This is a genomic window from Kangiella sp. M94, assembly GCF_054926195.1.
Map to the genome: position 1 here is coordinate 1613595 of NZ_CM142903.1, position 15098 is coordinate 1628692.

Sequence of the window (15098 nt, forward strand, 5' to 3'; positions counted from 1 at the left end):
TACTAACGTTTTAAGTCAAACTCTGTCCATACGGGTGCATGGTCAGAAGGCCGCTCCATGGAGCGAATTTCATAATCAATATCCGAAGCAACCGCTCTCGCGTTCAACCAATCACAAGCAAATACAGAATCAATCCGAAGACCGCGTCTTGGTTCACGCTCAAAGCCACGGCTGCGGTAATCAAACCAGCTAAACTTGTCATCAACATCAGGATTAATCGTACGGTAAGTATCATGCAATCCTGTTGCGAGGATCTTTTGCAACCACTCTCGCTCTTCCGGCAAGAAACTGCATTTACCTTCTCGCAGCCATCGCTTGCGGTTAGGCTCGCCAATACCAATATCGATATCTTCAGGTGAAATGTTAATATCACCTAAAACAATGGTTCGGTGATTGCCTTGATCATTGCTCAAATAATCTAGTAGATCCGCATAAAATTTTCGCTTATAGGGGAACTTCAGTGGATGCTCACGATTCTCACCCTGAGGGAAATAACCATTTAAGACTTTGATAATCTCATCGCCATATTGATAGCTGGTAATAATCATTCGACGTTGCGCATCTTCAGGATCATTAGGAAATCCTTTTTCGACAGTTAATGGTTTTTGCTTACTAAAAGTCGCAACACCATAATGCGCCTTTCCACCATGAATGTCGATGTGATATCCCAAGTGTTCGTATAGGTCAAACGGGAAAGCATCATCATGGACTTTGGTTTCCTGTAAACAAATAATATCCGGATCATGTTTTGCGACCAATGCTTCGATCTGATGCGCTCGTGTGCGAATACTATTAATATTAAAAGTTACTATTTTCATTCAATATCCCGTTCTTTATTTAAAACTAATACATTTAAACCAGACTCTTAAACAATCTATTAAGTTAATTAAGGTGTTAGCCACTGCTTGAGCTTTGGCGACTCATCTTTTTCTTCACTACCATATACCAGATAAGCAGTATCAGCCACGCTAGCGCGTAGTCTGACCTCAAAGGTCATAAGCTCATCCCGGCGGAATCCACGGATGACAACGGTCTCGCCTATTTCACACTCGGCCAGACGCTTAATGAATTCATCGTTATCAATTCTAAGATCATTCATGCTGATTAACTGATCACCCGCCGAAATACCAGCTTCGCAGGCTGCGGAATCCCAATAGACCGACTTGATACTTATACCAAGGTTGGCCGCCTGATAATCAATGCCTAAACTGGGCTTTGGTTTGTTATGAGGCATTTCATCTTTGACCTGCCCTTTATCATTGCGATCATTTTTAGGCTGGAAGACAAGCTCCAAATCGACAGTTTTCAGCAGCTCCTCCACGGGTAGTTCATCAGTCGAATAGAGTGCTAGCTGGAAAAATCTCTCCAGCTCGGATTGATGTTGCTCACCGCAGATTTCAATCGTGATATTTTGAATCGAGTCATTTTTTACGCCAACCTGTGGTTGACCAAAATCTTGCCATAACCGCACCATCACATCCTGTAATGACTTTTTATTGTCCGTTAACTGTCTAATTAACAAATCCATACAGAGCGCAATCACAGTACCCTTGCCATAATAGCTGACCACCGCATTCGGTGCATTTTCATCCTGCTTATAAAACTTGGTCCAGGCATCGAAGCTGGAATCCGCAATGGACTGAATCAAACGCCCTCGCGCTCGCTCTAAAACAGTAATGGTTTTAGCAATACTTAGCAGGTATTGTTTGATCGGAATGATACCTGTCTGTACCAAGGCTAAATTATCATAGTAGGAAGTGAAGCCTTCAAAAGCCCATAATAACTCAGTATAGGATTCCTGCTGCGTGTCGTAGGGTAAAAATTCCGCAGGTTTAATACGCTTCACATTCCAGGTATGAAAGTACTCATGCGAACATAAATCCAAAAACGTCAGATACGAATCTTTTACCTTCTCTGGATCATCGCTCGGCAAGGGTAAATCTTCGCGACTGCAATGCAGAGCTGTGGAGTTTCGATGTTCAAGTCCACCAAAACCTTTACCCAACACATAAGTCATAAAAATATAGCGTTCAACTGGAGCTGGTTCGCCAAAGAAGCGAATATGGTGCTCGCAGATTTTAATCAAATCATTTTTCAGGCGTGTCTCGTCAACTTGATGCTTACCGGTCAGCGCCATGTGATGCGGTACACCACAGGCTTCGAAGCTGATCAATCGAAAATCGGACATCTCCACCGGGCAATCAATCAACTCATCATAGTTATCCGCGGCATACCAGCCAAAACCGAACTCTTCCGTTCCATCAACAGGTTTCAAGCCAGTGGCTACACGCCATTTTTTGAATTGCTCGCCTATGGCAGGCTGAATATTGACCTTACAGGAAGACTCTTCCTCGCCCTTCACCGCCAGAAACACACTGGTGCCATTGAAGAAGCCGTGCGTCTGATCGAGATGTGCTCCTCGCACTGACAAATCCCAGGCATAAACCTGATAACGGACTTCAACCGGACCAGAGCCAAGCTCGATGTTCTCAACCAGCCAACGTGACTTATCTAACTTTCTAACCGACAAAGGCTTGCCTGAGGATTCGGCTTTAAGCCACTGAATATGCTTGGCGAAATCACGAATCATATAACTGCCCGGAATCCAATTGGGCAGATACAGCTCTAACTCTTGCCCTGAGGGCTTATCAATGGTTAAGGTAACTTCAAAAAGATGGGCGTGTGGATCTACGGGGAAAATCTGGTATTGAGTCATGAAAGACGATTAATATCCTAACGATAAGTTCTCGCATGATTATAGGCAATCGAATACAAATTTACAGGTGGTAATGCAAAAATAGCCGTCGTCAGTCGAATATTGTCCAACAACGGCTACCTCTATCGCTACGATAGACAGCTCTTTTGCCTAAACCGGGTGCGGGTAGCGATCGTCACCTGGAAATTGACCGCCATCAGGCAAACCAGCGATCACTTGAGCACTCGCGGTCGGTGTTGGCATTGCCCAGTTCATCCAACCCGGAATAAAGGCATTTCCAACCTGAGGGGGCTGATTGCCTTGTGGGTGAATATGCCCCACCACACAAATTCTGTACCCTTGTACTACCACATAGGTATAAGCCTGGCGAGTCTGTCCAGCTTGTGAAGTATTGACGAAAACCGACTGACTAAAATCAGCATCGGCCACTGCTTGCGCAGCATCCTGGTCGGTAAAGTTTACCGGATAACCCCACTGACATTTATTTTGATCCCATGGCATAACAGTTCTCCTTTTCTTTTATTAAAGAGTAAATTAAATGTTTTGGCAGTTTTGCACTGTATAAGCTTGAATGGTGCAACGCTTGATAGAGGTCATAGCGATGTGTTGTGCCAGACTGTTAGGAACGATAACTTCAATATCCCCCTCCTCATTGTTGTAACAACGAAAGGAATAACCTAACTGTCCCAATCTGGGAATTAGCAGTTGATCATCAGCAACAGCAATTCCTGCATCTCGCAACGCCTGTTTAAGTGCGGGAACATCAATATCACCATGCTTAAACGACTCATCCAAACAAGTTATTAAAGGTAAATCACTGGTAACTGAAGCGCGGTGAATATATCCCACACCATTACCATCCTCACCGGCATAATCCGGTAAATAACCACGCGCAGTGGATTCTGCCTCAGCAATATACAGACCTGACCAATCTGCATCGTTACCAGCATTTTGCTGATAGATAGCAGCATTCCAGACATCAAAATTTGCTGCCTTATAACCGATTGCACCAATCGACAGTTGTCCAATTTCTATATCCATTGTCTTTCTCCTTCACTAATGGTTAATAAATAACAACGCATTTTAATGCTTGGCTTGCGCAGCAACTTTTTCAAATGAATTAACGGCTTTCGTCACAACATTCGATGACTCGCCAGCTAAAGAAATTTTGGCCGAGCATCCTTTGCAACTGAATGAGTCACCGGCAACTAATTTTTTTACGTTAATCGCAATGGGTTGTTGACAATTAGGGCAATTAATTTGCGTGAACATATAAAACTCCTTGCTTAAATAGCTTTAAAAAAAGGCTATGCAAGCGCATAGCCTTGGTTCGACCAATGATTAGCCAGCTTCACCATAAACAGGCATTTCAATCGGCGAAATACTGTTAGTGAAGGCCTGGATGATTGTGGTAACACCTTGCGGTAATGGGATCTGACCAGCATGTACCTTAACGCTGTATTGAGCAGAGTTGCTTTTCTCATAATGGGTATCACGAGAAGAGGAACTGCTGCTGTCATAGCTCACGCTACCAGATACTTCAGCAGAGAAAACGCCGTAACCTACTTTGGCAGAGAAACTCGATTCAGCACTGAGTGCTTGCTCGGTTTTGTCATTGGTAGATTCGCTAAAGCTCGATTTAACTTCCATATCAAAACCAATCGAAACATCATCAACGGCTAATGAGTTCAAAGGCAGGATAGTTAAAAGTGGTAGGTCGAAAGTGGTTTTTACTTCGCTAATGGTCGGCTCTTGATCCGGTTGTGTCGGATCAACAGGAACCAATACACCGCGTGATAAGGTCATTTTGATCAGCACAGGCTGATAATGATCTTTTCCATCATCGGTGGTTTCCTTCGCAAAACAGGTATCAAGCAAAAACTTGGTCTGTGTTGCAGCCATTGCTGAGTTTGCTTTGGCAGCCGCTAACAGTGGCGCACCTATCAAGTCACCCATTGGTAATCCGGTGAACTGCTCAGCCATACTGACTAATGGTGGTTGTGCATCAGACATAGTAAATCTCCTTATATTTAAAGTTTATGTAGTTAAGTGCAGCAGAACCCAAACCCACTTCTTCTATCCTGGGATTTGCGCTCTTAGTGCTCGGTCATAACCTTCCACAAGTTTCTGCAATCCTTGTGGTGGCTCTTTGCAGTCAATAACCACTTCCAAAGTGGCATGATGCGACTTGCTCTGGCCGTCGTCTTTAGATTTACCTAAGCGGCCAGTTTTGGGTTTATCGGGGAACGCAATCTGCAATTTATCTTCGACCAGGCTGATATCCAGGTCGGTAGTAAATTTCAGTTCAGACAATTGAATGGAATTAATAGGGATTAAACTTAGCAGCGGAACGCTGACGGTATGAGTTTCAACACCGTTTTTGGTCACATTAGGATATTCAATGTTAACCAGTTTTGGAGCGAGCGAACCTGCTTTGTCATGGCCTGCTTTTTTCAGCGCTGAAGAAAGACTATTCAATACATCTTTAATTTTCTCCGCCTGCTCGGCATCCTTACTATCTAAGTCGGCGATGGCAGACAAAGCCGATTTAGCTAAATCATCAACTTCAGACTCTTCTTCATAACGCTCAAAAAAATCATCAAGAATTTCAAGATTCTTTTTAGCTACTACTGACGATGCCGATAGAGCACTCTGTTGTATGGCGGAAACTAACTCTTCTAAATTAATCATCGTTTTACTCCCTTAAATAAGTCATATTTGCATCTGCTGACAAACAGCGGTCATGCGGTTAGGATGATTAAGTTATGCAAAAGATTGAGACGAAAGTCCTTCTGAAAAGCTGGAGAAAACTTGCGGAAATCTGGATATTAAAAAAACTATGTTTTTCAAATAGTTATACAACAACAACAATTTTCACACTATAAATAAAAGACAATAGCTGAAGAGAAAACGATGAAAAACAAACCAATTAAAGTTGGTGAATGGCTTGTGGACATTGAAAGCAATCAGATGCAACTGATTGAAGACAACGATCAGCAAGTCATATTTGAACCTAAAGTCATGAATGTGCTTGCTTGTTTAATCGAACACGCAGGTCAGGTCGTCAGCACAGAAACCTTGATTGACCGTTGCTGGCCGAATCAATTTCTCAGTGACAACCCATTACATAAGTGTATCAACCAGCTTAGAAAAGCATTTAAAGACAGCTCTCGCAGTTCCCGCTATATCCTGACAGTCCCTAAACGTGGCTACCGTTTGTTAGCGCCGGTCGATACAGAGTTTGAGTCGCAAGAAAATCTTGACATCAAACCTCCCTACCCCGGTCCACGTGCTTTTAATGACAGTGAAAGTAAACTTTTTTATGGGCGTGACTATCAGGTCCAAGAACTGCTCTACCTAATAAAACAACGCAGCATCAGCAATCATAAAGGCAATATATTACTGGTTGGCGAAGAAGGGGTAGGTAAAAGCTCATTGATACACGCAGGGCTTAGATCTGAGTTGGCTAGTTTTAACATTGATTTTGAGAGTATTGATGGACACGCTTCAGAGCAGGTGTTTACAAAACAATTAGAAGGCTTGAAAGCACGCTATATCAACAGCGGCAGCTCTGACCACAAAACAGACATCAAGCCTGTCCTCATTCTGATTGATCACTTAGAACTCAAGTCATTAATCATGCAAACCAATGATCAATCGGTACGCTTGGACACAACACAAAGAGCTACTCAACTACTGCAACTGGCCAACCAGCTCAATCAGATAACTTATGTCACCTTAATAATTTGCTTGCGACCTTTCGATTTAGCCATACTCAGCAAAAAAACCGAATACTGCTCTTTATGCAAGGGCGAGCTTTACTTACTGGACAAACCGAGCACCACCGAAATATATTTAGCGATTGCCCAGCCAGCTACTCAACATCATTTAGATTTTGAAATAAGCCCAAAGACAGGCATGACGCTTGCTCAAGAGCTACACAAACTGTGTATTACGAATCAGCTGTCACTGAAACAACTACAAGGCCTGCTCTATGAACTGTGTCAAAGGACTAGCAACAGACAGCTCACTTTTGAAAGTTTCGAGCAGCTCAAGCGAGAAAGAACCGACCTATGGTTAAATCGGCAATCACATATAGTTGAAGAATTCCAAACCAATTCCGAAACGTTAAACCCATTACTAAAGAAACTGATTAAGGTGAAATTTGACGGTGCCTTTCACATTAAGCTCACTGAAGCACCACTGGCCAGCTTTAATAGTCTGCCAATATTAGCTCTGATCAGTCAGCTAATCGATAACAAGTTACTAACCTGCTATGTCAAAAAAGACCTGGTTTTTATCAGCTTTATAGACCAAGCAGTTATTCATGCCCTGCCCTTTACTCAGCAATGGGTCAATAAACATTATCAAAGCCTGATCAGTAAGGAACATATTTCAGCCAACTGTGAACTTTGGCTGACTCATAATAAAAGTAACGGCTATTTATTATCGCCGGGCAAGCCACTGGAAGATGCTAAACAATTACTTGAACTCAACCAAAAAGACTTAGCCCATAATCACAGAGAATATATACAAGCTTCACTCAAAGCCGTTAATCAAAAACAACGATTTAAAAGGCTCATGATTAGCGCCGTCTGCATCCTGTCATTGATTTCCACTAGCGCCTTATTAGTGGCCAATAACGCCAGAATTAGCCAGCAAAATGCCAGGCACGACGCAGAACAACTGATTTCATTTATGAACCAGGAGCTTAAACGAGAGCTAATACCATTAGGCAAACTAGACTTAATGGAAAGTCTTGGTATCGAGATATTGGGATATTTCAGAAATAGCGGTATTAACAATGTGAATGCCACATTACATACAGCGATGGCACAAAAGCTATTAGGCGAAGTTTATACTCAACAAGGACAACACAGCAAAGCTAAGAACCACTTCGAACAGGCACAAACTCTATTAAACGAGATACTCCATCAGCAACCACAACTACCAAAAGCCATTTTCGAATTAGGGCAGGTTAATTACTGGAAAGGCTACCTTGCCTATCTGGACACTCACTACTCCGAAGCCAAACAGCACTGGAATCAGTATTTTCAACTATCACAACAGCTAGTCACCCTTGATCAACATAACAGCCAATACCTCAATGAGCTCTCCTATGCTCATAATAACCTGGGCACGCTTGCTCTGCTTCTCCATCAGCATAAGGATGCGCTATACCATTTCCAGGAGTCGGCCCATCTTAAGCAACAACTGGTTACTGATTCATCCGTTGATATCCAAATTGAGCTTGTTGATACTTACTCATGGATTGCTCGAACCTATGATTATTTAGGTCAAACCGAAAAGAGTCGAAGTCACTATGAGAAACAACTGCACACGTTAATCAACATTAACAAACAAAATAACAGCTCCAAATCTCAACAATATTATCTTGCAGTAGCTCATCAGAATATGGCCAATATTAATTTTATTCTGAATAATCTGGTGGACGCACTGGATGACTTGAAGCGCTCGTTAATCATACTTAATGAGTTAATAGAGTACGAGCCCAGCAACGTAGAATATCAAGAATCCAAAGTCTTTACTTTAACCATGCTCGGACAGATCTATCGACTACTAGAGCAGTATGACTTATCGCAATTACACTTGAGCCAATCATTAGCAATGGCTCAATCGCTCACCACTCCACAAACACAATCAAAAAAAGGACACTTCTACCTAAGCAAGATACGTTATGAATTAGGACGCTATCAACAGACTCAAGGCCATTTAAAAAGTGCTTATAACCAATACCAGAAGGCTTTGACACAAAACCTTATAGAAACCAACGAGAGCTATCACCAAGAGTTAGTTGCATTAATTCACCTACGGCTTGCTGAGCTCATCCTGATGGAATTTGGAAACAAAGCTCCCAAACAACAGACCGAAGCACATTTTCGCACGGCCCAGGATCTTCTCGAGCAGCTCATTAAAGACAATCAATCATTACGCTACCAACTTCCTTATTGTCAGATTAAAAAACACCTTAACCAACTGGATGCGAGTCAGTGCCATGAGAAAAACAGCCAACAACTCAGCACGCAAATGAAACATCCGGAATACACCAACAACTTTGATACACCTATAGCAAACTAACCAAGGAAAACTTATGAAAACAGAACTTACTGTGGTTTATGTTGGAGTGAATGGAAACTCCAATCTGGGGAAATATTTTTACAACTATGACCCAGCGATATTACTGGTCGAAGATTGTGAGTGCCCAATCACATTTGTATTATCTGAAGAGACACAACCACATTATAAAATTATCGATATGTTCGTCTCAGGTTCTGGCAAGCAATTTAAAGATATCAAAATTGCCGAAGATGGACGTAGCATCAGCTTTACGGATAGAAACACTAAAAAGCAATTAATTAGCCTCTCTATACTAGTTAAAGACACCAAACTCGGCCACCTGATCAATTGTGACCCTCAAGTTATGAACAAACCGCCAAACTAAATCAAACTTACGACCATATGAGTCTGGATTACTGCAAGCAGTTAATCCAGACGGCCCCTCACTGAATGTTAAGCTTTAACTAAAGACTAACTGCCGAAAAGTACGGTGGACTTATTTATTTCTATATAGATACCTACTCAACAATAATAATATTTGCTTTACTAGAACCAAAAACATCATCATCATACATTTCTTCAGCAATGGCAGGTAAGGCTGAGAATTTCCCTTGATGCGTAACCTGAGCCACATATTCGATAACATAGCCTCCAGCCGGCAAGAATTCAGCATAAAACTTTACTGTACGGTTGCCAACTTGTGACTCACCAAAATAATAGTTTGATTCTAAACTATCAAACAAGGCTCTTGGTGCAGAGTTTGCTAATCCACCCTCTACCGCGAAAAAACCTCCTGGTATAAAGTCAGTAACAGCAACAAAACGTCTATTAACAGGGTTCTGTATATTCAGTGTTATTTTGACCCAATCACTACGCTGTAAACTCTCCCCTGCAACTCTTTCCCATTCGCCATTTTTGTAGACGGAGTACTCACGTGAGATAGACAATCCTTTTGACTCGCTCTTAGCAACCATGCCATCTATCAAATAGTTAATGCTAGCTTTGACATAAGTATTCCCAGAAGGATTATTAACAAGCTTAAGCTGACTATTGTTATCAATGTTGATGCTTATTGGTTTCGAAACACCATTATTTTCTATAGTAAAATGGGTATCTTCTATTTGAAAATTGAAGAGAGAGGCATCATTTACGGTTTCAAACTTACTAATATATTCTGAAAGTGCAACAGTACAATAAGCGTTAGTAACGGTATTGCCAAAATCACCTTTACCCTTCCGTCTATACTCAAGAGCAGCATTGACTAATTTATTCACTGTCTGCTGAGGCACGTTTGCTGAAGTCATACCATTAATAATATTACAATATGTTTTGGCATCATAATTGAAGTACCGCCATGGTAATTGGTCCTGTTCGACTAAGATTAGCTTTTTATTGGTTTCCCTACTTTTGGCAATAATTTCATTAGCCAATGCTTCAGCTTCAGAAGTAAACTCGTCGTACTTAGAGAGCATACCAAGTAACAACCCTTTGCTTGAATGACTCAGATTTTTTCTGTTCTTATAAACTGTGCTAATTGAATGTTGGAAATTAGACTTACCACTCAATGAATGAAGAAAAACGATTCTTTGCTCGTCTGACAACTTTTCATCTTTTAACTGATGCAATACAAACGCCTCAAGCCTCTTCAAAGCTGTAGGGCTCATCTCATAGCCCAAAAGTTGAAGTTTTTCTGCGGCAAAAAGTGTGTGAGCACTCAGGAAGTCGCTAACTGCAATATTCTTCGGCTCAAAAAATGACATTCCACCATTAGGGGCTTGGAAATCTTCAATATGATTAACAGCTAAATCAATATTTGCTAACAGCTTTGACTTATCCCTCGGCAGGTAATCACCGGATTTTAATTGATAGGCTGCAACCAATGCACGACTCACGCGCTGCTCCCAACAATTGTGAGGATAATTTTGCATATAATCATATGTCCCAGATAGTTGAGAACTAATGCTGGATGATAATGCAACGGTCATATCGGCATGATCATGCGTGCTATCAGTTATCTTATCCAAAAGAATAGAACTTTGTGCAGGCATAACAGCGTAATAAGTATTACTCCGCGGTATTAATGTATTACTAACAGGAATTGATTTGATTAAACCATCAGCAGAGTCTTTTGAAGAACTCAACACAGTAACTACAACTTTATCAGTTTCAGGAGTAGTGATATCAAACTCAATCTTGTTTTCTTCATGTGAAATCACTGAACTGAATACTTCAATATCTGTTTCCATGAATATTTTGTTATTGGCTTTGGCCTGAGCAGCTATACTGACCTCTGGCAAAGTTCCTTCCGAACGAGAAATAACCGTTGCTCGCCCCATAAAACTATCTCCAACAGAAAGCTGCTTGGGAATACTAAGACGAGTTTCTAACGTTTTTTGAGTTTTGACAGAAGCGGTTCTTGCCGAAATGTCTCCATCCAGACGAGTACCTATAACCAACACTTTCCAGCTGGCAAGGTTATCTGGCAGCTGGATATCCAAGACCTTCTTAGCTCGGGATTCTACAGTGACATCTGAGTTCCAATAAGCAGATTCTTTGAACAAAGTTCTGAGCTGTGAAGTGTCTACTTTAAGCCCGCCAACGTTAATCAAGGAACGTTGACCAGACAAAGATGCCTCAAAGCTTAAATCCTTCGATCGAGTCATTACTGTGACTGGAGCGGCTCCCAATCCAACATCTGTTCGCTTAAGTCTAGAGCCAGTAACGACAATCATTTCCGAATCAGAAAAAATATCTAACTCCATACTCTTAAGATCGCTATCTTTATAGAGGCTGCTCGAGTATAGCTTCTTGGATAAGGTATAAGTATTTGGAGAATCCCATCTGATCTTATCGGGAGACATTTCTGACTGATAGATATCATAGTACTGCGCATCAACCATTTGATTTACAATACTTTCATCAACAACCGCAACGGTATACTTCATATCCCCGCCGGTTAGATTCTCAATAGCTAGCTCAACAACCTCGCCCGGTTGCTTAATAGAATCATCCAGCTCAACTTTGAAGCTGTCAGGCCTAACAGGAGGTTCTACCGTTACTCGCCGAGTAATGGATGGAGCAAAATCAATAAGCTTTGAATTTTTGGGCAAACTTCCTAACTCTTTCGGAAATAAGTTTATTGTAATATCAACTCCTGGAGCCATTTCCTCAATAACTTTTAAGTCATGAGAACTCAACCCATTACCCACTTCCATGACATGATATTCAATCATTTTATTTCGATGAACAATCAATAGAGCAGTAGCTTCTTTAAATGGATTAGTAAACGAGATAGTAGCTGTATCACCAACCTGATAAATATCTCTATCAGAATGAATAGTCATATCTTGAAGACTATTGTTGTCCGAGCTATCTTTATAAAAATATTTTTGAGCGTAGGATGTTTGGTGGCTACCATCATCGTAGTGTATGGTCGCTAAAATATCGTAATAACCTTCAAGGTCCGGAGTGAAAGTACAGGAGTTAAGATCTTTCTGTGAACACTCGATATCTTCCTCAGGGCTTTCTTTATCATCCGCTGACCGACCCCAGAATGGTTTTGACTTTCTAATAGCATAATCAACGGGGATATCCTCAACTTCGTCCCCTTCAGGTGTAACAACCACCGACTCAATAGCGTAGGGCTTATTGGAAGGTATTGACCAGCCTATTGACTTTATACCTACAAAGTATGGCTTGCTGGAGTAAGGGATAGTTACTATTCGACTAACTGCATCATCCATTCCTCCACCACTCACTGACGATTGAACGGTTATTTTTCCGTAATTGAAGGTATTCTTGGGCACAGATAACTTTTTACTAGCCAAACCATCACTATCAAGTCGCCCACCAAAGAAAAACTCTGTTACATCATCACAATAACCACAAGAATTTTCATCAAAAACATAATCACCATACTGAATGTGGCTTTGACTGATTGAATAGGGTTCAACCTTTATCATTACCTCTGTTTGCCCCGCAGAGTAAGGGCCACCCGAGAAATACTCTGCTTTGGTGGAAACATCTAATTGCTCGCTTCCATACAAGCTTTCTTGCTCGATCTTCGTAGTAACCTTAATATCATTCGTTTTAAAATTGGCAACTTTGAAATAAGCCTGGCTATCAAAGTAACCTTTTCCCTCAAGTATAATTGAGTAATCACCGTCGTTGATTTTTTCCGGCAAATGAATCTGTCCAGAATATGTTCCAAACTCGTCAAACTTAGGATCTTTCTTCTGATAAAACCCTTCACAATTTCTTATGCTATAACAATCATAATCTGAGCCACTGACTGACAATACTGTTTCACCAGATAATTGAGGGATTATCAATTCATTGTCACGCAACTCTCTCAAGTAAACAGTATAATTGACGATTTCACCAGGCCTGTATATTGGCTTATCAGTAATTCCCCATAACCAATATTCACCTTCATTTATATAACTTGATTCGTAAGATAAAGAACCTGTTACAGCGGCATTTGCACTATGGTATTGCGTTAAAAATGCTTTACTATCCCACTTATCATCAAATGAAAATAATATTTTATCAAAGTCGTACTTATTCAGTTTGTTAATAATTGAAACAGAATCAACTTTAGCAATACCACTATTATTCGTTTCTAAGTCGATTAAGTGATACTGCTGCTGGCTATAAATGGTACTGAGTGAAAACTGGGTATTAGCTAGAGGTTCTCCACTTAACAAATCTGTAATAAAGAATAAAGCCTCATGTTTACTCTTTATAAAATGGATGTTGTATCGCGTTCTCTGTATAGAAAAATTAGAGAAATAAGTTTGATCGTCATCGTAATAAATAGATCCAGAGAGTTGCTTCGCATCTGAAAGTCCTGGCAAGTCCACCTTGGTCTTGACTAATTTATTTCTACCAGGAACAGTATCTAAGTGTTTCTTATGATTAACAGAAACGTAGTCTTGGTAATCAATAGCAACCTCCAAGCGATCAACGTTGAGAGTGTGTGCAAACAAGCTAATCTCATCATTTATGCTCAACACTTCTTCTCTGTAAGGGTTTTCTGCGTTCGGATCAAAGTCATTTGCTCTAAGAACAATATCACTTTTTTTTAACTTTCGACCAAAGATATCTTTGACATCTTTAAAACACGCTAATCTAATATCGGTATTTGGTTTGTATATCAAGACTTCTATTGAGGAGTTAATATAATTGTTTGCAAGTTCTAATTCAGGAATAGAAGCCATACAGCTTTCCACCGACTCGCTATCCAAAGCGACGTTGAATTTTAGGGAAACAACCGAATTAGCCTTACAAGCTTCATTCTCTTTAAGAGGGTCTTCCCAATGGTCACGACAAGTGCTGCCAAGATATTTAAATGTCTTATAAGGCTCTATATTTTTTTTAAACGTAATACTTTCAGACTTTAAATAACCGTGTGGTGTACTTATTCCTGATGTTTGGAAAATTTGATATTGATGATTCAGTTTTAATGGTTTATTCGGAGTTAAGAGCCAACCAGTATTTTTTTTATAATCTTCAGTTTCTCTACTGAAATTATCTTTTTCAGCTGGTTTAACAGTTAATTCAATCAAGTCACCTTTATCACTTTTAAGGAAAGTTGACTTTTTAAGAGATTCGGGAACAACAGAAATATTAAAATATGCCAAAATGACTGGAAGGTCGGGACTCTGCCATTTATGCACTGAAAAATGCTCTATTTCAGGGCGACTAGTGGATACTTTTACACTAAAACCAGGAATTTTTGTTCCATCCGTATAATAAAGCCCATCCTTAACATTAATACTGTAGCTTGCAGCAGGAGGCAAAGTAGATGCATTATATAACTCACATTCTAAATTTTTTCGGTCACTCCACACCCAGTTACAGGAATGTTCAGGAGTTATGTAAATTGGTAATTGAGTAGGAGAAACTCTTTGCACAGGCTTATCGAATGCTATTCGTATTTCTTGGCGCTCGATATAATCCTTAAATATTATTTCATTCTTAGCTAGAAGACTGTTTGACCCAAACAATGTAAACATGACGAGCAATAACTTTATTTTCATTATATTCCCTAAAATATTATTTATATTAGAGTCCAAGGCTAGCTATACACCTAGCTTTTATTATGACCTGTGAATACTTTCAACCAACTATATTGAGCTTGCCGCCATGTTGCAAGTTGATAGTAAGAGATAAGCTTTCTTGATGGGTTACGCTTTGCTGGGTCTGCTCCCTTGGGTAAACCCATCCTATAATACTAATAAAACATTCGCACTAATAAAAAAAAGCCCCGAGTCTTGCAAAAGACTTGGGCCATAAACACAAC

General features: G+C 40.5%; 10 protein-coding genes. 2 read left to right on the forward strand and 8 right to left on the reverse strand.

The window, feature by feature from the left end:
• Positions 1-2: 2 nt before the first annotated feature.
• From xthA to ACYTXU_RS07425, 7 genes are all read right to left on the reverse strand, one after another.
• Positions 3-818: an exodeoxyribonuclease III gene (gene xthA / locus ACYTXU_RS07395; RefSeq protein WP_462205987.1), complete on the reverse strand. Its 816-nt coding sequence runs from the start codon at positions 816-818 to the stop codon at positions 3-5.
• 68 nt (positions 819-886) lie between these two features.
• Positions 887-2716: a M61 family metallopeptidase gene (locus ACYTXU_RS07400; protein WP_462205988.1), complete on the reverse strand. Its 1830-nt coding sequence runs from the start codon at positions 2714-2716 to the stop codon at positions 887-889.
• A 150-nt stretch (positions 2717-2866) separates the two neighbouring features.
• Entirely contained in the window at positions 2867-3217 is a 351-nt protein-coding gene (locus ACYTXU_RS07405; RefSeq protein WP_462205990.1) for a hypothetical protein, read from the reverse strand.
• A gap of 33 nt (positions 3218-3250) precedes the next feature.
• Positions 3251-3757, reverse strand: coding sequence for a hypothetical protein (locus tag ACYTXU_RS07410; RefSeq protein ID WP_462205991.1), 507 nt, complete (start codon positions 3755-3757; stop codon positions 3251-3253).
• Between the two features lie 42 nt (positions 3758-3799).
• Positions 3800-3988 carry a hypothetical protein gene (locus ACYTXU_RS07415; RefSeq protein WP_462205992.1) on the reverse strand — a complete coding sequence of 63 codons (189 nt, stop codon included), beginning with the start codon at positions 3986-3988 and terminating at the stop codon, positions 3800-3802.
• A 69-nt stretch (positions 3989-4057) separates the two neighbouring features.
• Positions 4058-4729, reverse strand: a complete 672-nt coding sequence (locus ACYTXU_RS07420) for a DUF2589 domain-containing protein (RefSeq protein ID WP_462205994.1) — start codon at positions 4727-4729, stop codon at positions 4058-4060.
• Between the two features lie 63 nt (positions 4730-4792).
• On the reverse strand, positions 4793-5407 hold the full coding sequence (locus ACYTXU_RS07425) for a DUF2589 domain-containing protein (protein ID WP_462205995.1): 615 nt from the start codon (positions 5405-5407) through the stop codon (positions 4793-4795).
• A gap of 222 nt (positions 5408-5629) precedes the next feature.
• On the opposite strand from ACYTXU_RS07425, the gene ACYTXU_RS07430 reads away from it, so the two are divergent.
• Both ACYTXU_RS07430 and ACYTXU_RS07435 read left to right on the forward strand, forming a co-directional pair.
• Positions 5630-8815, forward strand: a complete 3186-nt coding sequence (locus ACYTXU_RS07430) for an nSTAND1 domain-containing NTPase (RefSeq protein ID WP_462205996.1) — start codon at positions 5630-5632, stop codon at positions 8813-8815.
• A gap of 13 nt (positions 8816-8828) precedes the next feature.
• Positions 8829-9179: a hypothetical protein gene (locus tag ACYTXU_RS07435; protein WP_462205997.1), complete on the forward strand. Its 351-nt coding sequence runs from the start codon at positions 8829-8831 to the stop codon at positions 9177-9179.
• A 133-nt stretch (positions 9180-9312) separates the two neighbouring features.
• Here the strand turns inward: ACYTXU_RS07435 and ACYTXU_RS07440 are convergent, their stop codons facing one another.
• Positions 9313-14835, reverse strand: a complete 5523-nt coding sequence (locus ACYTXU_RS07440) for an alpha-2-macroglobulin family protein (RefSeq protein WP_462205998.1) — start codon at positions 14833-14835, stop codon at positions 9313-9315.
• Positions 14836-15098 lie beyond the last annotated feature (263 nt).